The 26,957-nt window shown below is 65.3% G+C and carries 19 protein-coding genes; 13 read left to right on the plus strand and 6 right to left on the minus strand.

Translation table 11 applies throughout. The features are described from left to right. Positions 1-7 precede the first annotated feature (7 nt). The 5 genes from ASJ79_RS28460 to ASJ79_RS28480 all read left to right on the plus strand — a co-directional run bounded on the left by ASJ79_RS28460 (position 8) and on the right by ASJ79_RS28480 (position 10,739). The gene (locus ASJ79_RS28460; protein ID WP_067962608.1) at positions 8-2,293 is read left to right on the plus strand and encodes an McrB family protein; all 2,286 of its coding nucleotides are present in this window, start codon (positions 8-10) and stop codon (positions 2,291-2,293) included. 19 nt (positions 2,294-2,312) lie between these two features. Further along, positions 2,313-3,491 (plus strand): McrC family protein, encoded by a 1,179-nt coding sequence (locus ASJ79_RS28465; protein ID WP_231751078.1) that lies wholly within the window; start codon positions 2,313-2,315, stop codon positions 3,489-3,491. Beyond that, positions 3,491-5,359 (plus strand): hypothetical protein, encoded by a 1,869-nt coding sequence (locus tag ASJ79_RS28470; RefSeq protein ID WP_067962613.1) that lies wholly within the window; start codon positions 3,491-3,493, stop codon positions 5,357-5,359. The genes ASJ79_RS28465 and ASJ79_RS28470 overlap by 1 nt, the downstream gene beginning before the upstream one ends. Positions 5,360-5,523: 164 nt before the next feature. Next, the gene (locus ASJ79_RS31750) at positions 5,524-7,152 is read left to right on the plus strand and encodes an SIMPL domain-containing protein (protein ID WP_082754123.1); all 1,629 of its coding nucleotides are present in this window, start codon (positions 5,524-5,526) and stop codon (positions 7,150-7,152) included. 485 nt (positions 7,153-7,637) lie between these two features. Beyond that, positions 7,638-10,739, plus strand: a complete 3,102-nt coding sequence (locus ASJ79_RS28480; protein ID WP_067962616.1) for a DUF3427 domain-containing protein — start codon at positions 7,638-7,640, stop codon at positions 10,737-10,739. A gap of 161 nt (positions 10,740-10,900) precedes the next feature. On the opposite strand, the gene ASJ79_RS34605 is transcribed toward ASJ79_RS28480, so the two are convergent. Further along, positions 10,901-11,221 (minus strand): hypothetical protein, encoded by a 321-nt coding sequence (locus tag ASJ79_RS34605; RefSeq protein WP_067962619.1) that lies wholly within the window; start codon positions 11,219-11,221, stop codon positions 10,901-10,903. A 27-nt stretch (positions 11,222-11,248) separates the two neighbouring features. Continuing rightward, complete coding sequence (locus tag ASJ79_RS34610) at positions 11,249-11,548, minus strand: hypothetical protein (protein ID WP_067962624.1); 300 nt, start codon at positions 11,546-11,548, stop codon at positions 11,249-11,251. 367 nt (positions 11,549-11,915) lie between these two features. Between ASJ79_RS34610 and ASJ79_RS28495 the strand changes: the two genes are divergently transcribed. Then, entirely contained in the window at positions 11,916-13,646 is a 1,731-nt protein-coding gene (locus ASJ79_RS28495; RefSeq protein ID WP_067962626.1) for a VanW family protein, read from the plus strand. A 557-nt stretch (positions 13,647-14,203) separates the two neighbouring features. Here the strand turns inward: ASJ79_RS28495 and ygiD are convergent. Next, a complete protein-coding gene (gene ygiD / locus ASJ79_RS28500) occupies positions 14,204-15,058 on the minus strand; it encodes a 4,5-DOPA dioxygenase extradiol (protein ID WP_067962629.1) in 855 nt (284 codons plus the stop codon). Between the two features lie 119 nt (positions 15,059-15,177). Here ygiD and ASJ79_RS28505 point away from each other — a divergent pair, with 119 nt between their 5' ends. Next, positions 15,178-16,203 (plus strand): patatin-like phospholipase family protein, encoded by a 1,026-nt coding sequence (locus tag ASJ79_RS28505; RefSeq protein ID WP_067962633.1) that lies wholly within the window; start codon positions 15,178-15,180, stop codon positions 16,201-16,203. Between the two features lie 43 nt (positions 16,204-16,246). Here ASJ79_RS28505 and ASJ79_RS28510 read toward each other — a convergent pair whose 3' ends face one another. Both ASJ79_RS28510 and ASJ79_RS28515 read right to left on the minus strand, forming a co-directional pair. Continuing rightward, positions 16,247-17,167, minus strand: a complete 921-nt coding sequence (locus ASJ79_RS28510) for a ribonuclease HI (protein WP_067962636.1) — start codon at positions 17,165-17,167, stop codon at positions 16,247-16,249. A gap of 100 nt (positions 17,168-17,267) precedes the next feature. Then, complete coding sequence (locus tag ASJ79_RS28515; RefSeq protein ID WP_067962640.1) at positions 17,268-19,796, minus strand: SEC-C domain-containing protein; 2,529 nt, start codon at positions 19,794-19,796, stop codon at positions 17,268-17,270. 216 nt (positions 19,797-20,012) lie between these two features. On the opposite strand from ASJ79_RS28515, the gene ASJ79_RS28520 reads away from it, so the two are divergent. From ASJ79_RS28520 to ASJ79_RS28540, 5 genes are all read left to right on the plus strand, one after another. Then, positions 20,013-20,684, plus strand: coding sequence for a response regulator transcription factor (locus tag ASJ79_RS28520; protein WP_067962643.1), 672 nt, complete (start codon positions 20,013-20,015; stop codon positions 20,682-20,684). Next, a complete protein-coding gene (locus tag ASJ79_RS28525; protein ID WP_082754122.1) occupies positions 20,681-21,112 on the plus strand; it encodes a response regulator transcription factor in 432 nt (143 codons plus the stop codon). Before ASJ79_RS28520 ends, ASJ79_RS28525 begins: the two co-directional genes overlap by 4 nt. Then, positions 21,094-22,389 carry a sensor histidine kinase gene (locus ASJ79_RS28530; RefSeq protein WP_067962646.1) on the plus strand — a complete coding sequence of 432 codons (1,296 nt, stop codon included), beginning with the start codon at positions 21,094-21,096 and terminating at the stop codon, positions 22,387-22,389. The genes ASJ79_RS28525 and ASJ79_RS28530 overlap by 19 nt, the downstream gene beginning before the upstream one ends. Before the next feature lie 125 nt (positions 22,390-22,514). Then, positions 22,515-24,086 carry an adenylate/guanylate cyclase domain-containing protein gene (locus ASJ79_RS28535; protein WP_067962649.1) on the plus strand — a complete coding sequence of 524 codons (1,572 nt, stop codon included), beginning with the start codon at positions 22,515-22,517 and terminating at the stop codon, positions 24,084-24,086. A 47-nt stretch (positions 24,087-24,133) separates the two neighbouring features. After that, positions 24,134-25,789 carry an NERD domain-containing protein/DEAD/DEAH box helicase gene (locus tag ASJ79_RS28540; RefSeq protein ID WP_067962651.1) on the plus strand — a complete coding sequence of 552 codons (1,656 nt, stop codon included), beginning with the start codon at positions 24,134-24,136 and terminating at the stop codon, positions 25,787-25,789. 67 nt (positions 25,790-25,856) lie between these two features. Here the strand turns inward: ASJ79_RS28540 and ASJ79_RS28545 are convergent, their stop codons facing one another. Then, positions 25,857-26,270 carry a hypothetical protein gene (locus ASJ79_RS28545; RefSeq protein ID WP_067962655.1) on the minus strand — a complete coding sequence of 138 codons (414 nt, stop codon included), beginning with the start codon at positions 26,268-26,270 and terminating at the stop codon, positions 25,857-25,859. 121 nt (positions 26,271-26,391) lie between these two features. On the opposite strand from ASJ79_RS28545, the gene ASJ79_RS32910 reads away from it, so the two are divergent. Continuing rightward, complete coding sequence (locus tag ASJ79_RS32910; RefSeq protein WP_156448682.1) at positions 26,392-26,844, plus strand: hypothetical protein; 453 nt, start codon at positions 26,392-26,394, stop codon at positions 26,842-26,844. The last annotated feature ends 113 nt before the right edge of the window (positions 26,845-26,957 follow it).

Consider the following 26,957-nt stretch of genomic DNA (forward strand, 5'->3'; position numbering starts at 1 on the left):
AAGGCACATGAGCGAGGTAGAGGTCGGGACGTTCGGTAGCGAGCCGGCAGCCAAAGTCGAGAAGATCGGCCGTCGACTCATCGAGTCCGGCCTGGGCAAAGATGACTCGCTGCTGACACCCGGTGAGCCCATCTGGACCATCGATCATTTGGACGAACTCACACGCGACTACGTCGACCGCCCTGAAATGGGGCCACCTGGATTCTTCGTGAAGCTGAAACAACAACTGGCCGGCACGTCTCCAGGCGGTGTCCAACTGTTCGCCGAGTTGCTAATCCTCAACGTGCTCCCAATCAAGAATGTCGGCGGACCACGCAAACTCAAACAGGTCCAAGACGTGCTCAACTTGGCCGCTACCCCGGCGGCGATACCACGTGACGTCGAGGCGGTCCTCCTCGCCGGCGGTGTCTTCAACGGCGGACAAGCGTTCACGAACTATCGCTGGGCGCAGATCGCATGGCTAATTGAGATGGCGCGTCACTTCAAATCACTCCCCAAACAGCGACTGATGGCTGCGCTGGCGGACCCACTGGTCTTCCGTGACAAGGTCAACGCCGTGCCGACGGGCCAATCAGCGCAGCGACAATCATTGTTGTATCTGGCGTTTCCAAGTTTCTATCTGCCCGTTGTCAATGTTGAGCACCGCAAGGCGATTCGCGACGCATTCGCCGACGACTACCTGGACGAGCCCTCCGGCGATCTCGATGTCGACCTCAACCGGGTCTACGAAGCCGTCGTAGAAGCAGAGGGCGAACCGGTCAACTTCTACCGCGAACCGTGGATCGACCGTTGGCAGAAGCGGTCAACACCAGCCGAACCTGAACCGACCGATCAGGTTCAACACGCGTGGAAGGTGTACGGGTCCAACGTCAAAGGTCAAGACATGGTGCCGATCTGGCGCACCAAGCAGTCGATCTCACTCGCCGCAAGCCTCCTTCGCCCGGTCGATGCCGATGTGACTCGAGACGAGCTCAAGGCATACGTCGAAGAGGATTACCTGTCATCGGGGTACGCAGCCAAGCAAGAGAAGTTCGACGAGTTCTATGCATTCTTGAAGCGGATGCATCCTGGGGATCTGGTCGTCACGATCAGCCAAGGCGATGTCCATTTCGGCACGATCACCGGCGACGCCGATTTCGTACCGAGCAGCGACGGGCGGTCCAACCTCCGCCGCTCGGTGAAGTGGTACGAGCATCCATGCCCGTTGTCGGATCTACCCAGCGACGTCGCAGCGCGCCTCAACGCCCAGGGCGAGGTCGTGGACCTGAGTCAACACTTACAAACGCTGCTGGCACTCGCCGAGCGTCGACTACGGACGGCGAAGTCTGGTGACGTGCACCTGCCCGATGCCACAACCGATCTCGCGAAGCGGCTTCACGTGGGGATCGACTGGCTTCAGGACTGCGTTAACCTGCTCCGCGACCGCCGCCAACTCATCTTTTACGGCCCGCCCGGCACCGGAAAGACCTACATCGCACAGGAACTCGCACTCCACATCACCGACAAGCCGAACGTCAAACTGGTGCAGTTCCATCCCGCCTACTCCTACGAAGACTTTTTCGAAGGGTTCCGTCCGCAGGGCGAGGCCGGCGGCGGGCAGATCGGGTTCACACTGAAGGCGGGGCCGCTACGGCGACTGGTCGACAAGGCCGCCGAGAATCCGGATCCGGTGTACGTCCTGATCATCGACGAAATCAACCGCGGCAACCTGCCGAAGATCTTCGGCGAGCTGTACTTCCTGCTGGAATACCGCGACCACGCCATCGATCTGATGTACTCATCGGACAGTTCAGAACCGTTCTCGCTGCCGAAGAACATCTTCGTGATCGGCACGATGAACACCGCCGACCGCTCCATCGCGCTCGTCGATGCGGCGTTGCGCCGCAGGTTTGCGTTTCTCCCGTTGCATCCGTCCGAAGAGCCCACCAACGGCATCCTTCGTAAATGGCTCGCCGCGAAGGGCTATCCGTCGATGCTTGCCGACCTGCACGACGAACTCAACAGCCGAATCACCGATTCGGACTTCAAGGTTGGGCCGTCCTACTTCATGCGCGACAAGATCGCCAACGACCCGACCGGCGCTGCCCTGAAACTGATGTGGCGCACCGACATTCTGCCGCTGCTCGAAGAGCACCACTTCGGCGACCGCAACATCGACGTCAACAGCCGCTACGGCCTGGATGCGCTTACCAAGAGCCTCGCGGCCAAGGTAGCTGCGACCACAGGTGACGAAGGCGTGGCCGCAGACACCGAACCAGGTAACAATGGCCCCACCAGCACTGATTCTCACTGAGGGCGGCCCTCCGCTCTCTGTGTCGCTGACCGGCGCGGAGTTTCGCGCTTTGACAGAGTTGGGCATCGTCGGCGTCACGCCGACACTGACCGCGGGCGTGTACGACATCGTCGCGGGCCGCAAAGTCGGCGCCATCGCTATCGGGGAGCGCCATCTGATCGTGCGGCCCAAAATCACCGATCTGAACCGCCTGCTGTTCTTACTTGGCTATGCCCAGAATCCGAGGATCTGGCGTGACGAACCGATCGGGCTGGCGGGCGCCGATGAACTGCTGCCGGGCGTGGCGGAGGCTTTCGCACGGATCGCCACCCACGCCGTCGAACAGGGACTGCTTCAGGGTTACCGCACCATCTCCGACACACTGCCCGTACTTCGCGGGCGGATTCTCGCGGGCGAGCAGATGAGTCGGCTCTACGGCCTGCCCGTGCCGATCGCCGTCGAGTACGACGACTTCACCGTCGACATCGCCGAGAACCAACTGCTCGCGATGGCCACGATGAGATTGTTGACGGTGCCGCGAGTGAGTGAGCCGGCGCGACGCCTCCTTCAGCGGCTGCGTCGAACACTGGCCGACGTGTCTGTGCCGACACGCGGCTCGTCGATCCCGACATGGCATGCAAGCCGCCTCAATGCCCGCTACGGGCAAGCGCTTCGGCTCGCCGAGATCGTTTTGGCTGCAGAATCATTCGAGCATCACCTGGGCGAGGTCACCGTCACGGGGTATGCGTTCGATATGTGGCGGATTTTCGAAGACTTCGTCACCACGGCCCTGAGCGACGCCATGAATATGCGCGGCTGGCGTAGCGAGATACAAGCTGCGCTACACCTCGACAGCGCACGACAGATCGACATGCGCCCGGACCTACTATGCCGCCGCGCCAGCACGACAGCGGTCGTCGACGCAAAGTACAAAGCCGAAAGGCCCGAAGGTTTTCCCAACGCCGACCTGTACCAGATGCTGGCGTACTGCACGGTCCTCGGAATCAGCGACGGACACCTCATCTACGCCAAGGGCAACGAACCGGTCACCACACACTCGGTACAGCGCGCCGGCGTCACCATCCACTGCCATGCTCTCGATCTCGGACTGGAACCGGCGGCGCTGCTGCAGCAAGCCGATGAGTTGGCGGCAGCAATAACCTCCGCTGAACCCGCGCACATGCCGACGACGCCCGCATCCGTCGCCTCGGGGGCGTAATGGCCACCAAGAAGGTTGACGCTGACGTCTACGACGGTGACAGCTTCGTAGCCAGCGTGACAGCCCGTCCCATCCGCCTAATGCCTAACCGACTCGCCGGTGTCGTTTACAACGGCATGGTCTACCCGCTCTATCGCGGCGACTTCATTCAACTGCAGGACGAGCCGGTGGAGAAGGACGAATGCCTGGGGTTCGTCAAAGCCGGCGCGCAGACTCCCTACATGGAGGTGGAGGCGCCGAGTGGCAGCGACGAGCAGCACCTGGGGATCGAGGACTGGTACCTCGAGTCCAATCGATTTGGCCACTATCTGGTCTTCGACGCTTCAGAAGAAGCCGCGGAGCGGCTCGTCGATGCGATTGAAGAGTACGGCCTCGGAGTGCGGAGGTTCGACGAAAGTTCGCGTCCCGCAGACGATGGCCACTTCTACGACTGGTTTATCCGCCTCGGGTTCGATGGCTCGCGCGATGAGTGTCTCCGCCAATTAGTTGCCTTCTTTGACAGTGACGCGGACGACTACGAAGACAGCGTGGTCGATGAAGGCATCATCGATACTGGGGAGGAAGACGACGGAGCGGATCACTATGAGATAGCCCAAATGTTCGTCGATGCGAGCCCGCAAGACCTCGATGTGGACGACGTGGCGGATTGTCTCGAGGTCTTCGATGTGGACGGCCACAGCGAGTGCAGCGGCTATCTCAGTTGGCGATACGAGGAGGCGATTTCACGACCCGGTAGTACCTTCGACGAGACCGTCAGAGGCTGCCTGCGGATACTCGGAACGATCGTCAGAGATGACAAGGCGTTGTTGTCTCACCTCGTAGGCGCGCATGGACAGTTTCTCGACGGGTCCCCAGGCATCGTCGAGCGCGCAATCGAAGCGGAATTCGACAAAGTCGATCTCGACGCGATGTGGTGGTCCCCCGATGATGCACTGCGAAGAGCCCGAGCCAGCCTGACGTTCCTGCGCCGTGCCGCTGTCTTGGCATTCGGCGATCAAGACTACTGGGAACAACTTCTCGACAAGGTCCAACAACTGGCCCCACCGCCCGCGGTGTCTCGACGTGGTCAGCCAACCCACGTCGTTGCCGCGACCGAGAACCTGGACCGGATGCTGGGCCTGTTCGAGGACCTGTTCACCGGTGACGACTCTGGACTCGGCGAGCGTTACGACAATGGACAAGCAGACCTGCGCGCCTTGAGCGAGGGGCGATTTGACTTCCTCGATGAGCTCGATCGGACTCTGACAAGCGATACCACGGCCGACGGAGATCTGCCCTTCGAAATTCTTCCGCCTGGCGAGCTTGTCAACTCGTTCATCGGAGAATTGCGCGGCGCTGGAAGTTACCGCGGGCGCGAGATCGATCTCGGAAGACTGAAGGTCCTGAAGCGCCTCGAAGAAGTGTTTTCGGACGCCACCTGCAAAATCCATCGAGGAGCGTTTCCGTCCAGTGGAAACGACAACCTCTACGTGGTGCTGTCCCTCTCACGGCCGAACCGCTCCGGCGAGGACGCGGTGGCCATAAGTCCGTGTAAGGGCGAGCATGCCACGTTCGTCGTGCGCCACGACTGCGGTTCTCGCCTGCCTTGGCGGGTCGTCCTCGCGCAGACGAAGCGGGAGGCGAAACATCTCGGAGCACGCCGACTGTTGTTCACGTCGAAGTCGGGCCGAGGCATCGACGTCTATCAAGCGATGCTCGAAAAGCTGGTCCATCTGCTGGACTGTGAGCCTGACGAATTTGATTGGGGGCAGGGCTACTTCAGCGATGAGGAATGGCCGCAACAAGGCGACCACCCGTCGCGACAGCGCGTACCGAAGCATTCCCCGAGTGTTGTCGAGCGGGTTCGGAACTGGATCATGCGCAGATAGAGGGCAACACGCCGAACCGAGCCTCGGCATCGAAGCGTTGCTGGTGAAGATGCTCTCGGGGCCGACGGCGGCTCGCAGGTCTGGATTTCACGACGTTGTTCGTGCTTGGGTGAGTAGCATCAATCGAACACGCAATGTCAGACCCCGTCGCTAGTGTGTTCCCGATGACTACCGAAATCACCGTTCGCGGTTCGTTCTCCGCTTTCCATCCACCTGAGCGGGGTACAGTGTATGTCGTCATCGGCTACGAGGGCCCCGACATGGAGCCGGTGTATCGACGAGTGGCGAGGGAATTCGAGCAAGCGAAGGCGTCTGCGACCGCCCTGAAACAGGGTGGGGCAGTTACTTGGTGGGCGGCTGAGCAATTACGCACCTGGTCTGACCGGCCGTGGAATCAAGACGGAAAGCAACTCCCGTTGGTGCATCATGCCACCGTCGCTATGGAGGTGAAGTTCCGTGACTTCGGTGCGCTCTCTAGGTGGGTGGGTGAGCAGACAGCCAACTTTGAGGGTTTCCGTCTCCAGCGCGTGAGGTGGGCCCTCACTGACAAACGCCGAGAGCAGTTGATAGTCGAGGCCCGCACGCGTGCCGTCCAGGACGCGACATCGCGCGCACAGCAATATGCTGACGCACTCGGTCTGGGGAAAGTCCGTCCCATCTCCATCGCCGATGCGGGAATGCTCGGCGCGAACTTCCAGGCCATGGGAGATGACGTCGTCGGCTCCGTTCGCGCCCGAGGTTCAGACGAGACGTTCGACGCCGAACTGGTGCCCAACGACATCAAGTTGTCGGCCCGCGTGGACGCGCGGTTCATCGCGGACAGCCAGGTCGAGCACGAAGAGTTGTCCAACAATACGGTCGAGGAATCGATCAGTCCGTCCATGCTGGCCCTCGCACCTCCTCTGCCCGAGGGGCGCTGGGAGATCCACGGACCGGGCGACAGCGCGTTAGTCGAGGCGTGGGCCGATGACTACATCCGTTTCGAGCGTCGACCGCCATGGCAAGAGCAGTTACGGGATGACATCCGCGCTCGCTGCCGACAGCTAGAACCGTCGGCGGAGCAGCTCCTGCACGCTACGTTCTTCGGCGCCAAGCATTCCAATGCTGACATCGAGAATGTTCTGCTCTACTACATCGACTCCTTTAGAGTCGCCGGTCGCAACGGGATCCGCTTCGAACACGGTGTCGGGGTACCGCCGGCTCCCAATGGTGCCGATTATCCGTTCTGCTACCGCTACGCCCTCGCGCCACGAGTGGGCGGCTTCGCTCATTGGCGGCAGGGGCGAACCCTCGCGTCGTTCGACTGGACGGACCTGGGTACGTTCGTCGGCGAGAAGAAACTCGCACAGGTTTGGCTGGCGCTAGCCCGCGGGCAGGTCGAGATTATTGAGCCAGCCGACCTGCCCAAGACCCCGTTTGCCGTCAAAGTGCAGGTCCGGCCGCCGCACGGACATCAGCCGGTCCTGGGCAACTTGGTGAAGGGAGTCATCGATGGCGTGACGTGCGCGTTCCAAGCCCACACCGACACAGGCGTCCTACCTGATGTCGTGGCGCGACTCGCCAGAGACCTTCCGGCGGATGCCGCAGAGATCGAGGCACATCTACTCGATCAACGCCGGGCCGTGCTCGGCGTCGTGCCGCGGCTCGTCGCCCCCTACCAGGCAGGCGTCAAATGGGATCCCGCGGACCATCTGTGCGTTGCCGGTGAGGTGCTCACCGCTGAACCCGTAGGTCTAGGGTGGGCGATCAAGGGCGAGCTAGTCGAGCTCTCTCACCCAACAGTCGCCGATTGAGCGGTACGCGAATTCTGACCACGGCGCGGCATACGTTCAACAAGGGATGGGTCGAGATATGAGCAATATCGAACCGAGGTCGAGAGATTCGGCCGATCTGTCACCCTATCCACGACACCATCCACCGTGAGCTGGCTGTCCTGTGCGACGCTGGATTGCGCACCAAATCGGTTGGCGATCAGGAAATTCGGCAGCACCGCTTGACGCTCCGCTTTGTGTCATTCATCGGTGCAGCCAAACTTTCACCGCAACAGCCGAACTCGAATACTCGACTATCGACTAATCGCTCAGCGGAACCAACGAACCGATAACTTAAACGTAGGATTGTCAACAGTTTTCTCATCGCCGTGTGCCGACGATTGATCCAGTCAGGCCCGCAGATCAGTAGCGATGCGCTGCCATCAGGGGGTGGCCGGAGGCTTCCGGTGCTAACCGTCCCGCGCGGGACGTCAAGACTGTCGGCTGCGTCGGTTAACCTCCACGACATGGAGTTGGGGGCTTACGAATCACTAGCGACTGAGCGGCTCGCCGATCAGCTCAAGCAACGCGACGATGTGCGCGCCGAGTACGGCACCGTTGATGACGCAGAGCAGGCCCTCGCGATCGCAAGGCACCTTTCGCCGTTAATCGAACGGTCGCTACGCGCGGCGGGCGGCGCCGGCCAGCGCGTTGACCTTGCGCGACGGATTCTCGACGTCCTACCCGATACGTTCTCTACCGGGGAGGCTTTGGAAGTACTTGAGCCGGGCAAGATTCATCGACTCGATGAGGTCGCGAGCGCCACAGCGCTGGGCCGTAGCCGCTTGCCTCGGCCGGCTACTCCATTCTCCGACGCCGCCCTGATGACCAACTCTCGCAATGAGCCGACACTGGCGGCCGAGTTGCGAGCCGAGTTCGCGAGCGCCGACCATGTTGACCTGCTCTGTGCGTTCGTGAAGTGGCACGGCCTGCGGCTGTTGGAAGATCAGCTTGCCGAGCTGCGCCTGCGCGGCGTCCCGCTCCGCGTCATCACGACCACCTATCTGGGCGCCACCGACGCCCGCGCGCTCGATCGCCTTGTGAACGAGTTCGGCGCCGAAGTCCGCGTAAACTACGAAACCGACCGCACCCGCCTGCACGCCAAAGCGTGGTTGCTCCGGCGCAACACCGGTTTTCATACCGCCTACGTCGGTTCCAGCAATTTGTCCCATGCCGCCCTCGTCGACGGCCTCGAGTGGAACGTGCGCCTGTCGGCGATGTCAACGCCGCACCTACTGGAGAAGTTTCGCGCGACCTTCGACTCCTACTGGGAGAACCGGGAATTCGAACCCTATCGCCCGGCTCAGGACGCCGACCGCCTACGGGCTGCCCTCGACACGGCATCGGGACGGCGCGCCCGTGACCCGCTCGCCATTACGCTGTCCGGCCTGGAGGTTCGCCCGAAGGCGTATCAGGCCGAGATGCTCGAACAGCTCGATGCTGAGAGGACCATCCACGATCGGCACCGAAACCTCATGGTCGCCGCGACCGGGACCGGTAAGACGGTCATCGCTGCTCTCGATTATCGCCAGCTCGCGCGTGACGTACACGGCCGGGATCTCTCTCTGCTCTTCGTCGCTCACCGCAAGGAGATCCTGCTCCAGTCACAGCGGATGTATCGCGAGGTCTTGACCGACGCCACATTCGGCGAGCTGCTGGTTGACGGGCAGGAACCGACAAAGTGGCGGCACGTGTTCGCAAGCATTCAGTCCCTCTCGCAGAGCAGGCTTTCTGCCATCGCGCCGGGTCATTTCGACGTTGTCGTGATCGACGAGTTCCATCACGCTGAGGCGGCGTCATACCGGCGTCTACTCGATCATGTACAGCCCGTCGAGCTGTTGGGTCTGACCGCCACTCCCGAGCGCGCCGATGGCATAGACGTCCGCGAGTTTTTCGGTGGCCGCGTCGCCGCTGAACTCCGATTGTGGGAAGCGCTGGAGCAGAACCTGTTGTGCCCGTTCCACTATTTCGGCATCCACGACGGTACCGACCTTGAATCCGTCCAGTGGCGGCGTGGAGGCTACGACCTCAATGCACTGAGCAGCATCTACACCGGCAACGACGCTCGCACCCGAATTGTGCTCAAGGAACTCAACGTTAAGGTGGCCGATGTCGCCGTTATGCGGGCCTTGGGCTTCTGTGTCAGCGTCGAGCACGCCCGGTACATGGCTCACCGGTTTAACGAGGCAGGCATCCCCGCCGTCGCGGTGTCGGCCGACACCCCGGCAACCGATCGCCGCAACGCGCTACACGCCCTGCGTAACCGGGACATCAACATCATTTTCGCCGTCGACTTATTCAATGAGGGGCTCGACATTCCGGACGTGGACACGGTGCTGTTCCTGCGCCCCACAGAGAGCGCAACCGTGTTTCTCCAGCAGTTGGGCCGTGGCCTCCGGCTGACTCAGGGGAAAACCGTCCTAACGGCGTTGGACTTCGTCGGACATCAGCGGCGCGAGTTCCGGTTCGATCAACGATTCCGGGCGATGAGCGGCGTGGCGGGGAAGGCGTTGCAACACCAGGTTGAAGAGGGATGCCCGTTCCTGCCGTCTGGCAGCCAGATTGTCCTCGACCCAGTAGCTCGCGACCTGGTCTTGGAAAACATCAAACAGCAGGTGGCGCCGCGCTGGGCAACGCTGGTGTCCGAGGTGCGTGCGCATCCGAACAAATCACTAGCGTCGTACCTCGATGAATCGGGCCGCGGCCTCGAGGACGTGCTGAAAAAGAATCGGTCATGGACGACCCTGTGTCGCGATGCGGGCAAGCTCAACGCAGAACCAGGTGGCCGCGAGGCGGATCTCGTTAAGCGGGTTCGCGTGCTCGCGCATGTGGACGACGTTCGGCGCTCAACGGCATACCGGGCACTCCTGAACGGCGCCCTGTCCGTAGACAGCCCAACTGAACAGCGACTGGCCAGGATGCTCTTCTACTCGCTGTTCCCTAACGCTGGCGGGTTCGACAGCGTCGCAGACGGACTCAAGGCTGTTGAAAGCGAGGCCGTCGCAGAAGAGATGCGCCAGGTCATCGACACCGCATTCGACAGTGCCAGGCGTACCACGTACGAGCTGGGCGGCCTGCTTCCTGACCTCGCCGACGTGCCGCTCGAAGTGCATGCGAGCTATTCCCGCGAGGAAATCCTGTCCGCTCTGGACTATGCGTCCATGGAACGCACACCTAACACGATGAGGGAAGGTGTGGCCCGCTGCGACGCTGTCAACGCTGACGCCTTGCTCATTACCCTAAAGAAGTCGGAGCGTGACTACTCACCGACGACGATGTACCGCGACTTCGCACTTAACCACAATCTGTTCCACTGGGAATCACAATCGACCACGTCGTCATCATCACCTACCGGACAGCGATACATCCACCATCGCGAACGAGGTTCACACATCCTGCTTTTCGTCCGTGAAGTGAAGGAGAACGCCTTAGGGGCCGCGCCGTACGTGTTCCTCGGGCCCGCGGACTACGTCTCGCACGAGGGCGAAAAGCCGATAGCGATCACGTGGCGGCTACACAAGCCGATGCCGACCGAGGTGTACCAGGCGTCGACGGTTGCGGTTGCATGAGCCAAGATGCTGCAGCTGACATCGTTCTCGTAACCTGTGTCAAGTCGAAGGGTACTTGGCCGGCAGCCGCCAAGGATCTCTACACATCAGCGCTCCTCAAGATGAACTTCCCAAAGCTCGCCAACGGATCCTCGAGCATCAGCGCGCAGTCGGCGACGATATCAACGTGCTCGGATCGCACCGGCAGCGCTCGGCAACGTTCCGAGAGCTCCAAGAGCCGTTCCAGGTAATCCATCGTGCGATGCAATATGCTTGATCGCCTCCGGATCCGCCCACTGATCGCCCTTGCCCGTGAACGCCGCCATGAACGCCGGCACCGCCATGAACCCGTGCAGCTGCTTGGCCGTGGTGATCATCTCGTCGATCAGATTCACCACCGTCGACGCCAGATGCCCCGGCGACAGCGCGACGGTCGAACTCGGCGCGGTGAAACCCAGCTCGCTGTCACGTAACCGTGACTGCAGCGGAGCAGTGCGCTGCACCAGGATCGATACGAACAGTGTCTGCTCCTACGCTTTCGGCTTATCCCGCGCCAGCGCGTCCAGCTCGGCCGGTGTGGTCGCCAGCTGTGCCACCGGTGAATCATCCTGTGCGGCTGCGATTTCGGCGTCGATCGGTTCGTCGGTGACCTTGCGCATCGCCGCGGCACCCTCCTCGCCGTAGATGGCCCGCTTGTCGCCGATCAGCGACCACCGCTTCTGCCGCTCGGCGCGACGGGTCATCTCGAACTCCCGCTCGGCCGCCTCGTCGGCTTCCAACCGGCGTTGCTCCTCCACCTTCTGCGCGATCCAATAGATTCCGGCGAACACCCCACGAGCACCGCACCGCCGACGAACCACCAGATGTATTTGATGACGAACCCGACCGCGAGGACAAGCACCAGGATGGCGCAGAACACCGAGCCGTCACGCGGCTCTGAATAGCGCCCGCTCGGTGCCAACTCCGTCTCCTCCCCAGGCCGGATCATGGAGCCATCACGATAGAAGCGACGTCTGACATGTCCGGGGGCCATGAGTCGTCAGCAAACGATGGCGCACCGCCGAGGATGCCCCGGTAGCGCCCGTGACCGCGGTGTGGGACGGCACGGGCGGTGTCGAATCGCTAGGCTGGCAGCAGTGTGCTGCGTGCCGACATTGGCGAGAGTAGCGCGAGCGAGGAGTTGAGGATCGACAAGCTATGCGGGCCGACAGAGCGCAACCACAGGTCATCGCCGCGACCGCACCAGCGAAACCCCCGAGATCCCGCCGTCGACAGCTACTGCTGGCCCTCATCGCCGCTCCGTTTGCGCTGCTGGTCGCCGCCTACCTCGGTGATCTGCTGTACAGCAAAGACCGCGTGCCGCGAGGGACGACCGCTGCGGGAGTCGACATCGGCGGTCTGACCCGGACCGACGCCGAGGCCCGCCTGCGCGCCGAGGTCACCCCGCGCGCAACCCGCCCGATCCCGGTCACCGCCGCCCCGGTGCGCAGCGACATCGACCCGGCGTCGGCCGGTCTGACCGTCGACTGGCGCGCTACCGTGGCCTTGGCCGGCGCCCAGCCGCTGAACCCGATCACCCGCCTGTCGTCGCTGTTCACCACGCGCGAGATCGGCGTCGTCTCCACCGCCGACGACACCGCCCTCACCGCAGCCGTCGAGGAACTGGGCGCCCGCGTCGTCCAGGATCCGGTCGAGGGCACCGTGCGCTTCGAGGGTCACGAACCCGTCGCGGTCTATCCGCAAGCCGGCCGCCGTCTCGACGTCGACGGCGCCACCGAACTGCTCAAGCGCGACTGGGCGAGCGGCAACACCGTCGATCTGCCCATCGTCGAATTGCCGCCCCACACAACGCCGTCCGACGTCGAGGCAGCCGTCACCGACATCGCCGTCCCGGCGGTGTCCGGGTCGCTGGTCATCACCGGCGATCACGGCGCGCGTGCCGTCGTTCCCGAGGACGTCATCGCGGCGGCGTTGACCTTCAGCGCCGACGCCGGTGAGATCGTGGCCACCGTCGACGAGGCCGTCATCGCCGACGCGGCCCGGCCCCAACTGGCCGTTACGGAGATCCCGCGACGCGACGCGACCATCGACTTCGCCGTGTCTCCTGCGGCGAAAGTGCCGTCGCAGGACGGCCGTCGCATCGACTACGACGCGACCCTCGCCGACCTGATGGACCTGCTGACCGGCACCGGTGACCGCGAGATCGCGGCCGTCTACGTGGACGAGCCGGCGACGTTCACCACCGCGGACATCGAGGCGCTCGGCCCCGTCGAGGTGATCGGCGAGTTCCAGACCTCCGGCTTCGCCGGTGACTCCGGCGTGAACATCAAACGCGCGGCGGGTGTCATCGACGGCGTCGTCGTCGCGCCGGGAGAGACATTCAGCCTCAACGGCGCCACCAACCCGCGCAACGCCGCCAACGGTTACGTGGAGGCCGGCATCATCCTGCATGGCCGACCGGACCGCGGCGTCGGCGGCGGCGTCTCCCAGGTGGCCACCACGCTGTTCAACGCCGCGTACTTCGCGGGCATGGAACTCGTCGAGCACCAGGAGCACAGCTACTACATCAGCCGCTATCCGGCGGGTCGAGAGGCCACCGTCTCCGGCGACGACATCGACGTCAAGTTCCGCAACGACGGACCGACCCCGGTGCAGATCCAGACCACGTGGACGTCGTCGGCGATCACCGTCCAGTTGGTGGGGATCAAACGCTACGAGGTGACGTCGGCGCAGAGTCCGCGCTCAGCACCGACGAGCCCGCAGACGATCACCATCCCGGAGGGCGAGTCCTGCAGCGCCAGCAGCGGCGCACCGGGATTCACCATCACCGACACCCGCACCCTGCGCGACATCGCCACGGGCGAGACCCGCACCGAATCCCACACCGTGCGTTACGACCCCATTCCCAAGGTGGTGTGCGGGGGCTGACGATCCGCGGGACGTCGATGTGCATCGCGCCGTGCGCCTCACGCACGTGCTCGGAGACTTCGACCAGATTCTGATCGGCGCCCGGTTCCGCGACGGGCAGGAAGCGACGTGCGCGGTATTGATCGATCACCTCGACGACTCCGAGATCGCCGATGCTGCCTTGTCTGCCGTGACGATCGACGACGCCCTGGACGAACTGTCCGATCTTGACGTGACGGTTGCCGGCATGAGCCTTGCCGATGCGCGGGCCTGGATCGAGTACGGGTTGAGGCGAAAGTTCGTCTATCAGGACACGGCGACATGGCCCGATTGCCGGCCGTTGGTGCAGTGGTTGGTCGGTCGGCCGCCCGACGGCGGTGACGTCTATCAGTCACCCGATTGGGATCACGAGGCGACCGAGACACTGCTCGAGGAGTTCTTTGCGTCCGAGGCCGTCCGCTATGACCGGATCCCGAAGTGGTGTGGCTGTGACGCACTGCCGGACAAGGGTTCTCTTGCGCTCGCCTCTACACCTTGGCCGACAGCAGCATCACGCGGCGGGCACGTTTGCCTTCGCCTCAGATATTGGATGCGTCGGCGGGAACGTGCGGTGCCGGTGACGCCGCCTCGGTATTTTCACCAGCAGGCTGGACACCCGTCATACCAAGGGTGTAAGCCGTCATCGACATGGATCCGTACGTGCAACCGTCGACAAGCACATCGACGGTGTCCTGCCCGCGAGCCGCGTCACAAGCCAGACCGGCGAGATACAGCAGCGGGATGAAGTGATCCGGTGTGGGCACGGCAGAACCGAAATCGGGGTGCTCCCTGAGCCGGACAGCCTCGGCGGGCTTCGACAACAGCAGCTGTGTGGCATCGGCATCGAACCTCTGCGCCCAGTCATACCCGTTGTCGGCGAGGTTCCAGTCCATCGCCCGCAGGTTGTGCACGACGTTGCCGCTGCCGATGATCAGCACCCCACGCTCGCGCAGCACAGCCAACTTGGCGCCGAGCTCGAAGTGATACTCCAGCGGTTTGTCAGCGTTGATCGAAAGCTGGACCACTGGAATGGACGCGTCCGGGAACGCGTGCACGAGCACAGACCAGGTGCCGTGGTCGATCCCCCAGCTGTCGACGTCGGCGCCCACCCACGTCGGATGCACCACCTCAGCTACTTCCTCGGCGAGGTCCGGCAATCCGGGGGCCGGGTACTGTACCTCGAAGAGCTCGCGGGGGAATCCGTAGAAGTCGTGGATCGTCCGCGGCTGGGCCATTGCGGTGATCGCGGTGGCGTTGATGTACCAGTGCGCGCTGATCACCAAGATAGCGCGCGGCGGCGGCACCGCGCGCCCGAAAGTTCTCCACGCCGCGGTGTAACGGTTGACCTCGAGGGCGTTCATCGGGCTGCCGTGCCCGAAGAACACCGCCGGCAATGCAGGATCTCTGCCGTGTGACTGCGACACCCCTCTTTTCTACTCTTCGCACATGCACCGCCACCCGATTCTCGTCGTAGTGGCTGCGGTCTGAACGCAGCGCGTGTCAGTCTGGAGTCGTGACTGCGAATCGGAATCCGCATCGTGCGGATCTCGTGCTGTCCGGCGGCGGAGTCAAGGGGATCGGGTTGGTTGGGGCGGTCGGCGCGCTGCGCGACGCCGGCTATGCGCTCCAGCGCATCTCGGGGACTTCGGCGGGCTCGCTGGTCGGTGCGGTGGTGGCCGCGGCGACCCAGGCCGGTGGGATGACCGCCGACCAGCTGCGTGACCTCGCGGTGAACGTGCCCTACCGCAAGTTCAGCGATCGCGGCCCCATCGAGGGCATCCCGCTGATCGGCACCGCCTGGGGTTTGGTGCGGGGGACCGGCATCTACCGCGGCGACTACGCGCACCAATGGATCCGCGGTGAGCTGAAGAATCTGGGCGTCAGCACATTCGGTGACCTGGCGATCGACGACGGCAACCTGTTGCCGGAGCGTCGGTTCCGGCTGGTGGTCACCGTGGCAGACCTGACCAACGGCCAGCTGGTACGGCTGCCGTGGGACTACGAACGCCTCTACGGGCTCGACCCCGACGAGCAGTCCGTCGCCGACGCGGTCCGGGCCTCGATGTCGATACCGTTCGTGTTCCGGCCGGTCACGCTGAAAGACGCTGCCGGCCAACGCTGCACGCTGGTCGACGGCGGGGTGCTGTCGAACTTTCCGATCGACTCGTTCGACCGCCTCGACGGTGGGGAGCCCCGCTGGCCGACGTTCGGGGTGACGGTGGTGCCCTATCTGCCCGCCCCGACCGCCGAACAACTCATTCCCGGCCTGCGGCTGCCGTGGGACAGGCCGACGTTCCTGGAAAGTCTGCTCACCACCATGCTGGTCGGCCACGACCAGGCCTATCTCAACCAACCGTGGGTCAAGGTACGTGCCATCCAGGTGGACTCGACCGACGTCGGCGTCCTCGACTTCGGCATCACCCGCGCCGAGGCCGACAACCTCTACGACAAGGGCTATTCAGCGGCTACCGATTTCCTCACAACCTGGGACTGGCCGGCGTACCTGAAACGCTTTCGCCGCGCGCACTACGTGGAGTAGTCGCGCGCGTAGGGCGGTCAGAATTCACGCAGCACTCGGTACGTCACGCCGTCCGCTCGCGGTTGAACTCCTGCGAGAACGTCTCGGCCAGGTCCTGCGCGCGGCGGTGATACTCGGGCCCGCCAAGGCCGCTGTCGCCCAACGCATATCGCGACGCCAACCGGGCCAGCGCATCGGCGCCCTCGTTGAGCGGCTCGCCGCGGTGCCCCTTCACCCACACCGGGGTGATCCGGTCCCGCTCCTCGTAGATCATCTGTTGCGCGCGAACCAACCCCGGCGTCTTCCCGCTTTCCCGGTAGACGGCGTAACCCTCCGGCAGCACATCGTCGCCGGCCATCCATCGCTGCACCATGGCCACCGCGAGACGGCTGTCGCTGAGCACCGTGATATCGCGGCCGCGTAGCTTCTGCACCGCCGCCCCGATCGCGCGCAGTTCCGCGACCAACACCACCTTCGGACCGATCAACTTCGTCGAGTGCCGGAAGCCCTGCAACCCGTACTCACCGGTGGACGCGAGCCACCCGTAGCCGGTGATCTTGCCCCGCACCGAACCGTCGGTGGCGACCCACACCGGGCCCGCCGGCGCGACGTCCCGCAGCCCCGCGCACGCCTGCCGCACCAGCGTCTCGTCCGAGAGTCGCGGCCGCTCGATCCACACCCCGGGCATCAGCAACGCGATCTCATCGCGCAGCGCCCACAGCATGCTGCGCGGCGGCAGCTGCACCAGGAACCGGATGCGCTTCACGTCGCAGGCCTCGCGGATGCGACGGATGACGTCGAGCACCGCGGTGTCGACCGACTCGGCGTCCACGGTCCCGGTCCAGCGACGCTCGTCCGAGCGCGCCGAGTATCGGTACCGCGACTCACCGCGCCGAGCGAGCGCGATCGCGACCGACAGCATCGGACGCGGCCGCGCCGGCGCGATGTCGATCGGGCGTGCCGTGGCCATGGGCTTCGGTGCCATCTCCGTCTCCTCTCCGGGTGGATAGCGGTGACGGCACTGTATTGAGCAGGTCTGACAAATCTGTCTGACCGCAGCAGGCGGAACGGGAACCCTGCCGGTCTTACTGCAATCCCAACGCCGCCCGAAGCCGGGCCGGGCTCATCGCGTGGCGGCCCGCGTCGGCGGGGAAGCTGTCGAGAAGCCGGACCAGGTCCGGCCGCCGGGTCGGATCATCGGCTGCCTGGCGTGGGGTGTGCCCGTCGAGCGCCGGGATCGGTTCGTCGAGCCACTTGGCCTCGTAGTCCAGGATCATCGCGTCGAGCACGGCGGCCACCTGCGGGTCGTCCGGGTGGACCGCGCCCTCAGCCGTCGCCGGCATCTGCGCGGCCATTTTGCGGGGGTCGTCCACGCGTTCGCGGGTGTCGTCGAGAATGCGCATTGCCGGGTCGAGCCGCTCCACCGCCGCCAGCACCCGGTCCATCCGTTGCTCGCTGTTGGTTTCCACCCGCAGCGTCTCCCCGTCGAGCACCAACGTCGCGCGGATGCGCTCCATGCCGTGTGTGGTGACGTGCTCGAACCACTGAGGCGGCTCGGCATCCTCGACCCGGTCGTAGGTGTCGTCCAGCGCGGACGCGATTGCCGCGGCGTCGCCGACCTGGACGATCGCCTGGCAGATCATCAGCGGGTCACCCTCGGTGTTGGTCAGCGTCGGCGGGGCGAACCTGCGGCTCAGAAACTCGACGAGTTCCAGCGGGCCGGGACCCTCGTCGAGCAGCGCGATCAGCGGGTCGCGTTGATGCAGCGCAACGGGTTCCAGCCCGCCGAAGAACCGCGCGGTGTCGTCGCCGCAGGGCAGCACCCGGGTGCAGATCAGCTGCCCCGGCTTGAGTTGACGGCTGGCCGTGCGCTCCCGCACCTCGTGGACGTCGCCGGTGCGGACGTCACGCACCGTGACCCCGTGGCCGGGGCGCACCTGCTCGACCTCGAACAGCGACCGCGCGACCAGCAGCCATTGCTCGGCCAACAACCGCTCATCCTCGGGCAGCAGCGGTCCGCGGATGGCCAGGAAGTCCTCGAACGCGCCGCCCTCGAACAGCACCGCATCGATCAAGAACGGGTCGGCTGTCTCGTCGTCAACATCGTGATACTGGTTGCGCTCATCGCTCAGGTCGAAGAGCAGGTTGCGCCATCCGCTCATCAGCGCGTGCTGGGCGGCCTTGGCGTACAGCCAACCCACCCGCTCGGGCAGGGACAGCTGCTCCTTGCCGAGATGGCACTTCTTGTACTTGCGGCCCGACCCGCACCAGCACGGCTCGTTGCGGCCCAGGTCGGGCCGCGCCTCGGCCTGATGGCTGCTCAGCAATGCCATCAGCGGATCGTCGGGACCGGCGCCCGCGCGGCGAAGCAACGCCAACCCGCGCTCGACGTCACCGCGGTCGGACGCGATCCGGGCCAGGTCGTACAACGACAACGGCCAGTCGGTGTCCATCGACTCGGCGGCCAGCAGCTCCCGCTCGGCTGCCTCGATGTCGCCGATGTGCTCCAGTGCCACCGCCCGCAGCCAGCGGAGCGCCACCCGCGCGCGGCGCGGCACCTGGGACTCCAGCGTCTCGGCGAACAACCCCAGCGCCGCGGCACCGTCCGGATTCCGGCCCAGTGTCTCGGCCACCAGCACCTCGGCCAGTCGCGGATCGGCGAGTTCGGCGCCGAAGTCGGCGACCAGCTCCCGGTACCCGTCGGCGGTGGGCGCCGGCGCGTCGTCGACCTCGTCAGCCCAGTCGCCGTCTGCAGGGAACGTCGTGATCAACTGCGACATATGCTCGTAGACCGCCACCAGCGTGCGCACGGCGAGCGCCTCGTCTTCGTCGAGGTCATACCGCTTGCTCCACACTTCGCAATCCAGCTCGAAGCGCCAACGGTCGAAGTCGAAATCCGCAGGGGCCAGCAGGTCTCCGCGGACCACCAGGCCGTGGTCGTCGGCGATCTCCGACAGCGGCGGTGCGAGATCGGTGAACAGCGTCGAATCCGCCACACAGGCCGTCCACACCGCCAAGTCGAAGTTGACCGGCTCGTCAGGGTTCAGCGTCGCCGCCAACGCGGCGCCGACGGCCGGCGCCGGGTCCGCGGTGACCGGCGTCAGGGTGAGCCCCTGGGGCGTCAGCCGGAGGCCGATCAGGTCACCGGCGACGCCGCCCAGGCCGCGCAGGGTGCCCGGTGCCAAGACCAGCGCTCCGCCGTCGTCGACCATGTCCGGCGGAACGCCTCGCTCGTCGAGCACATGCTCGTCGAACGCCGGTAACGCGACGCTGACCGGTGAGCCGTCGGTCAGACGCGCGTACGGTTCGAATTCGCACAGGGTGGTGATCGCGCCGAGGTCTGGGGTGACGATCAGGATGTCGTGGTTCAGCTCCTCGGCTGTGACCCGGTGCGTGAATATCCGACCGGCGAGCAACGCGGGCAGCCACACCCAGCTGTCGTCGAGCAATGGCACGGCGGGACAGCCGATTTCGTTCAGCAACTGCGGCAGGACATCCTCCGGCTCCGCGACGCCCATCTCGCGCAGGTGTTGCGCGATGGCGTCCTCGTGCAGGGGGCCGTGCTCGATCAGGATTCTCGAGAGGGCTTCGGTGGGGTCGAGCTGTGCTGCCACGCGACCACGGTATGCGATCGCAGTCTCAACGCGCGGTCCGCTGCGCCATTGAGACTGCGGTGACGGCGGGCCGCAGTCGACATGTGGCGCCGTCAGCGCAGTCTCAACGCCGGCCCCAAACCGCGTTACCCGGCACAAATGGCTTCCCATCAGCGGATAATCACCTGGTAGTCGCGGCGCGGTGGGGGACCGGCGGCGGGGAAGGGGGCTGCCCGGGTGAGTGAGCAGATCACGATCGTCGTCGCCGAGGATTGCCTGCTGGTGCGCGACAGCGTTGCCCGCGCGTTGTCGGCCAGCCCCGACACCACCGTGGTCGGCGTCGCCGAGGACTACGATTCGGCCGCCGAACTGGTCGCGACCCATCGACCGACGCTGCTGGTCACCGATGTGCGCATGCCTCCGACATCCACCGACGAGGGGATCCGGCTCGCCCGGTGGATCCGCACCGCGCACCCGGCCGTCGGGGTGATCGTGTTGTCCCAGTACGTTGATCAGACCTACGCCTCGGCGTTGCTGGACGGCGGATCGGCCGGCCGCGGTTACTTGCTCAAGGAAAGGGTCGCGCACTTCGACGAACTCGGCGACGCCGTCCGCCAGGTCGCCGCCGGCGGCACCGTCCTCGACCCGCTGGTCGTCGAAGCACTGCTCGCCCAGCCCCGGCAGGCCGCCGCGCTGAGCCGTCTGACCGCCCGCGAGCGCGAGGTGCTCGGTGAACTGGCGACCGGCTTCAGCAACCGCACCGTCGCGCAGCGGCTCGTGCTCTCCCAACGCGCCGTCGAGAAACACATCAACTCGATCTTCGCCAAGCTGGAGCTCACGGTCGACGACTCCGTGGACCGGCGCGTCAAAGCCGTGCTGATGTTCCTCGACCACGGCGGCACGGCGTGAACAGTGGTGTGTACACCCTGGTGCGGCCGTGCCGCGGGGACCACGATGGGACGGTGGTGCACCAGCAGGTCCGGGTGTGGGTCGTCGACGACCAAGCCAGCTTCCGGATGGCCAGCGCAGCGACGCTGGAGGCCACCGACGGCTTCGTGCTCGCCGGTCAGAGCGCCACGGGGGAGTCCGCCCTGGAACGCCTGAGCGACGCCGACGCCGACCTCGTCCTGATGGACATCCACATGCCCGGCATCGGCGGCATCGAGGCCGCCCGGCAGCTGCGCGCCCGGCATCCGCACATGATCGTCGTCCTGATGTCCACCTATGACGCCGACGAACTCCCGGCCACGGCCACCGACTGCGGCGCCACCACCTATCTGCACAAACAACGCCTGTGTCCCGAGGTGCTGACCGACATATGGCGAACGGCAAGCTGAGATCACCGCCTGCACCGGGATCCGTCCCTGACTGGCGGATCCCGAAACTCCTTCTCACAGCGGCGTTCCGTTCGTCGTCCTGGTTCGGCCACGACCTGATCCACCGCTTCCGCTCCGAACGCTTCGAGGTGTTCCTGTCCGGCCACTTCGGACTGTGGCTCGGGGCCGGCATCGCGGTGCCGCTGTGGGAGTACTTCTGGATCTTCCGATCGCCGTGGATGCTCGGCTTCGTCGCCGTCGCCTGCTTCCAGTGCACCGTGCTCGCGGTCGCGCTGAACCTGGCCCGCCGCAACATGTTCGAGCAGTCCATCACCCTGGTGTGCATCGGCAACTGGCTCGCCGTGCTGGGCGTGACGTTCGTGTCGCCGCCGCTGCTGCCGGCGATGGCGCTGCTCGCGCTGGTGCCCGTCGTCTTCGCCGAACCGTACATCAGCCTGCGGCGCGGGCTGGCGTTCACGGTGATCGCCGCCGCGTGTGTACTCGCCGCGGCCGCCATCGCGGTGTTCACCCCGTTCACCGACCATGTCGAACAAGCCCCGCAGTGGATGGCGACGGCGTTCGTCCTCATCGCGGTGCCGGTCAACGCCCTGCACCTGATGGTCATCGTGTGGAACAACGCTGCCGCGCTGCGGACCTCGGAAGCCCAACTCGCCGAACGCGCCACCGAACTGGCCGCCTCCCGCACCCGTCTGATCACCGCCGCCGACGAAGAACGGCGCCGCCTCGAACGCGATCTGCACGACGGCGCCCAGCAGCACCTCGTCGCGCTGTCCGTGCTGATCGGCCTGGCCCGCAACGCCGACGGCGACAAGCGCGCCGAACTGCTCGCCGAAGCGTCCGGACTGGTGGACAGCGCCATCGCCGAGATCCGCCACCTGGCCCACGGCATCTACCCGCCACTGCTCGTCAGCGGAGGCCTGGGCCAGGCGCTGACCGCGCTGGCCGCCCGGGCGGTCGTCCCGGTGCACCTCGACCTTGACGGACTTGGCCGCTATCCGCCGACAACCGAAGCGGCCCTGTACTACTGCTGCAGCGAGGCCTTGCAGAACGCCGCCAAGCACGGCGGGCCCGGCACCACCGTCCACATCACCGGCCGCGCCGACGGCGGGCTGTTGACGCTGCAGATCAGTGACACCGGCCGCGGTTTCCGGCCGGGGACCGCCGGCGCAGGGCTGACCAACATGACCGACCGTTTGTCGGCCATCGGCGGAAACCTCGCCATCGACACCGCGCCCGGGCACGGCACCCGCATCACCGCGACCGTCGACGCATCGTGACGGCCGGTGGTGCGCACACCACCACGAAATGTGTTGCATGCACCGTCGAACACCCGCGGCGTCGGCAGCAGGATGAGAAGCATCGCCCGATGCGGTGAACGACTTCTCAATCCGGTGGAGATCGCATGTCAGCCCTGACGCCTGCAGAACAGCGGCGAGGTTCGCGCCCGGAATCGTCGTGGACCGGCGACCGGAACCGCTGCCTGCCCACCGGAACCGTCACGCTGCTGCTCGCCGACATCGAAGGTTCCACCCAGCTGTGGGACACCCAGCCCCACCGGATGGCGGCCGCGCTGGCGACCATGGATCGCGTCGTCGACGAGCTCGCCTACCTCAACAACGGCGTGTGCCCGGTCCAACAGGGCGAGGGCGACAGCTTCGTCATCGCGTTCGCCCGCGCCGGCGACGCGGTGGCGTGCGCGCTCGATCTACAACTGGCCGCGTTGTCGCCCATCCGGTTACGCATCGGCATCCACACCGGTGCCGCCGACCTGCGCGACGAAGGCAACTACATGGGACCGCTGATGAACCGCGCGGCGCGGCTGCGCGACCTCGGCCACGGCGGGCAGATCCTGATGACCTCGGCGACAACGCACCTGGTCGACGACGTGCTGCCGCCGCAGGCGTGGGTCAACGGCGTCGGCAGCTATGCGCTGCGCGGGCTGACCCGGCCCGAACGCGTCGCGCAGCTGTGCCATCCGGATCTGCAGAACGAGTTTCCGCCTCTGCGGGGCGGCGCGGTCGGCGCGTTCCACCAGCGTCCCGCGTACCTGACCGAATTCGTCGGTCGCACTGCCGAACTGGAGGACGTCTCCCGGCTCGTCGCCGGCCGCCGGCTGGTCACCCTGTGCGGGCCCGGCGGTGCCGGCAAGACCCGGCTGGCGGTCGAAAGCGCCGACCGTGTGCGCGACCGGTTCGACGACGGCGTGTGGTACGTCGACCTGGCCGGCGTCACCGACCCGGCCATGGTGCCGCGCACGGCAGCGCAGAGCCTGGCGCTGCCGGGGGCCGCCGGTGAGACTGGGGTGGCACAGTACATCGGCGACCGCAACCTCTTGTTGGTCGTGGACAACTGCGAGCACCTGCTCGACGCCGGTGCGGATCTGGTCGGCGCCGTGTTGAGCGGCTGCCCCGGGGTGACGGTGCTGGCCACCAGCCGCGAGCCGCTGGCGGTCGCCGGTGAACAGATCTACCGCGTGCCGCCGATGACGCCGGACGACGCGACCGCCTTGTTCGTCGAGTGCGCCGGCCGGGCGGACGCGGCGTTCGTCCCGCGACCCGACGACGCTGTGACGGTGGCGGAGATCTGCCGCCGGCTCGACGGTCTGCCGCTGGCGATCGAGATCGCCGCGGCACGCGCCGGGACGCTGACTCTCATGGAGATTCTCGGGAGTGTCGTTGCCCGCCTGCATGTTCCGCACCCCGGGCGCCGATCGGTCGCGCCCCGGCACAGGACGCTGCGTGCGTGCGTCGACTGGTCGTATCGGCGGCTCGCCGACTCCGAGAAATCGCTGCTGAGCCAACTCGCCAGGCACGCACACGGATTCGACGTCGATGCGGCGCAGGATGTTGTCAGCGCCCTTGTCGACAAGTCGCTGCTGATCTGTGACCACCACAGCGGCCGGACGCGTTACCGGCTGAGCGAAACCGTGCGGCAGTACGCCCTGGAATGCCCGGGTAGCCAAACTCCACCGTGAGGTCGGCTCGGCTGACTACCATCACCCTGAACGGGGGGGAGCCAACTGTGACCATCACCGCCGCCGAGACACCGCGGCTGGCCAACGGCGCCGAGCGCAAGGTGTGGCAGGCCCTGATCGACCAGCTCGAACCCGGCGATCTGGTGATTCCGGGCAAGCGGGTCACCGACCACCTCAAAGACCACGAGGTCGACTTCTTCGTCGCGATCGAGGGCGCCGGCATCGTCTGCCTGGAGGTCAAAGGCGGCGAGGTCTGGCACGACGGCCAGACCTGGCGGCAGCGGCGCCGCGGCCACGTGCACAAGATCGACCCGGTCCGTCAGGCCCGCGAAGCCTGCTACGCGCTGCGCAGCTTCATCGAGAACGACCCCCGGTGGAGCCAGGGCCGGCTGCGCTGGGACCACATCGTGGTGCTGCCCAACACCGACCTGCCCGACGACTTCGCGCTGCCCGAGTGTCCGCGCTGGAAGGTGATCGACCGCACCGACCTGTCCGACATCGCCGCCAAGCTGCGCGAGGTGCTGCACGCCCAGGAGCTCGACCGGCCGCTGTTGACCCGCGACGGCATCGCCCAACTGAGCGAATCGCTGAGCGGGCGCGGTCTGCCGCAACGCAACGTCGTCGCCCGCGCGCTCGAAAACGAGGACGCCGCCGATATTCTCACCGAACATCAGTCGGTCATCCTCGACGCCATCCGGATGCTGCACCGAGTCGAGATCCGCGGCGGTGCCGGCAGCGGCAAGACGTTCCTCGCGATGGAGCAGGCCCGACGGCTGGCCCGCGACGGTCAGCGCGTCGCGCTGGTCTGCTATTCGCACGGCCTGGCGTCCTACCTGGAGCGCATCACCGCCGCCTGGAACCGGCGCCAACAACCCGCCTACGTCGGCGAGTTCCACGACCTCGGCAAGCGCTGGGGTGCCCCGGCGGGCCCGGACGAAGCCCTGCGCACCGACGAGACCATCCAGTTCTGGGAACACGACCTGCCCGCGCAGATGACGGAGCTCGCAACGCGACTCGACGACGGCCACCGCTTCGACGCGATCGTCGTCGACGAGGCCCAGGACTTCGCCGACGCCTGGTGGGATCCGCTGCTGGCCGCGCTGAAGGACGAGGACACCGGCGGACTGTACGTGTTCACCGACGAGGGTCAGCGGGTGTTCAATCGGCACGGTTCACCGCCGGTGCCGCTGGTGCCCCTCGTGCTGGACCACAATCTGCGCAACACCCGCCAGATCGCCAATGCGTTCCAGCCGTTGGTGGATCACCCGATGCGCTTCCTCGGTGGTGAGGGTCCGGCGGTCAAGTACGTGCCGTGTTCACCGGCCGTTGCGATGAACGCCGGCGACGACGAGGTCGAGCTACTTCTCGAAGAGGGTTGGCGGCCTGAGGATGTCGCACTGCTGACGACGGGCACGCGCCACCCCGAGCAGCGGGAGCGGCAGGCCGCGGGCAGCGCCGCCTACTGGGACAGCTTCTGGGACGCCGAGCAGGTGTTCTACGGCCACGTGCTCGGCTTCAAGGGCCTGGAACGTCGCGCGGTGGTGCTCGTCGTCAACGAGGAGTCCGCGTTCGAGCGCTCCCGCGAACGGCTCTACGTCGGATTGTCCAGAGCCCGTGATCAACTCGTCGTCTGCGGCGATCCCGACTTCCTGCGCGAGGTCGGTGGACCCGATCTCGCTCGGCGGTTGAATATTTTGGACTAACGGAGCAAGAGCTACGGTGGGCCGGTGGCATGGGTAGCGCCCCGTTACTCACGGGCGTGCTCTGGGCTCAATCGTCTTTGTCGGCCCAGGCGCCCAAGCGAAGTTCCTTCTCCTTGCGCTCGATGTAGTCGAAGTCGATGAGGTGGAGGGCATAGCTCACTCCTTGTACACACAGCGTCAAGGTCTCCAAGTCACACCAATAGGTGTGCATGTCGGCCGCTGAGATTGCCGGTGTGACCGAGCCGGCCAGTCGGCTCGGTCCTTGTAGTGCGCTATTCGCGTAGCGGGAGAGCTCGACGTCGGTCTCCCAGAAACCTGCCCGGCAGCCGATCGGCTTGGTGATGACCCGTATGACGCCTGCGCTCTCGATGGGCACGTCCGTGCGTAATTCGTATGGCAACTGGAGGACTTTCTGGGGAAGCGGTTCGAAATCTGACCCGCAGCCCTCTTCGCAGACTTGCCCTGGGAGCTCAGCGTGCATTCTGCAATTCTATTGGCGATCACTGACACTCACGCCAAACGGATTCCCAGGCTCTCAGGAAATCGTGTCCATGTCCCCGAAATCCCCGACTTTTCGGCGTTGTCAGTGCAATATCGCAGTCATGGTCGCAACAGAAGACAAGGTCGTCAAAGCCGCCGCCTACTACCGCAAAAAGCTGGACGCCCGCCCTGCGCCACCCGAATCGCTTTCTCAAGCACCCGATAGCCAACTCCAGGTCATTGTGAAGCGTGCCGGAGCGCAACGTCGTTCTCCGGCGCTCTTGGCCCGGCTCGAAGAAGCCTTCAGAGACGCGGGAATCCTGACGTTCCCCTCGCTCACCGACCCGTTCCTTAAGCCGACGGACCGCGTGCGGATGCTGGACGCCAATCAGCCCGTAGAGGGTTTGGCGCCAAAACGCGAACTGTTCCCGACCGAGCGGGATCTCCAAAGTTTCATCTGGGCGCGTAGAGACCAGATCAACGAGTTCCGTAAACGAGGCTTATCTGGGTTCCAAGAGCAGGCACGCCTTGACAGTGGTCGCCGCGTGGACATCTTGTGTATGGGGTTCCCCTGAAAAAGTGGACACGGTTAGCTTGATTGCTGATTGATTCGTGTGGCGATCTCAAAGTCGATGGGTGAGATCATTCCCAGTGAACTGTGCCGCCTGTCATGGTTGTAGTAGCGAAG

Source organism: Mycobacterium sp. NAZ190054, from assembly GCF_001545925.1.
GTDB lineage: Bacteria > Actinomycetota > Actinomycetes > Mycobacteriales > Mycobacteriaceae > Mycobacterium.

Excerpts from the sequence above, each read along its gene's own strand:
- ASJ79_RS28460 (WP_067962608.1), top strand. The coding sequence starts at position 8 with ATGAGCGAGGTAGAGGTCGGGACGTTCGGTAGCGAGCCGGCAGCCAAA.
- ASJ79_RS28470 (WP_067962613.1), top strand. The coding sequence starts at position 3,491 with ATGGCCACCAAGAAGGTTGACGCTGACGTCTACGACGGTGACAGCTTC.
- ASJ79_RS31750 (WP_082754123.1), top strand. The coding sequence starts at position 5,524 with ATGACTACCGAAATCACCGTTCGCGGTTCGTTCTCCGCTTTCCATCCA.
- ASJ79_RS28480 (WP_067962616.1), top strand. The coding sequence starts at position 7,638 with ATGGAGTTGGGGGCTTACGAATCACTAGCGACTGAGCGGCTCGCCGAT.
- ASJ79_RS28495 (WP_067962626.1), top strand. The coding sequence starts at position 11,916 with ATGCGGGCCGACAGAGCGCAACCACAGGTCATCGCCGCGACCGCACCA.
- ASJ79_RS28510 (WP_067962636.1), bottom strand. The coding sequence starts at position 17,167 with ATGGCACCGAAGCCCATGGCCACGGCACGCCCGATCGACATCGCGCCG.
- ASJ79_RS28530 (WP_067962646.1), top strand. The coding sequence starts at position 21,094 with ATGGCGAACGGCAAGCTGAGATCACCGCCTGCACCGGGATCCGTCCCT.
- ASJ79_RS28535 (WP_067962649.1), top strand. The coding sequence starts at position 22,515 with ATGTCAGCCCTGACGCCTGCAGAACAGCGGCGAGGTTCGCGCCCGGAA.
- ASJ79_RS28545 (WP_067962655.1), bottom strand. The coding sequence starts at position 26,270 with ATGCACGCTGAGCTCCCAGGGCAAGTCTGCGAAGAGGGCTGCGGGTCA.
- ASJ79_RS32910 (WP_156448682.1), top strand. The coding sequence starts at position 26,392 with ATGGTCGCAACAGAAGACAAGGTCGTCAAAGCCGCCGCCTACTACCGC.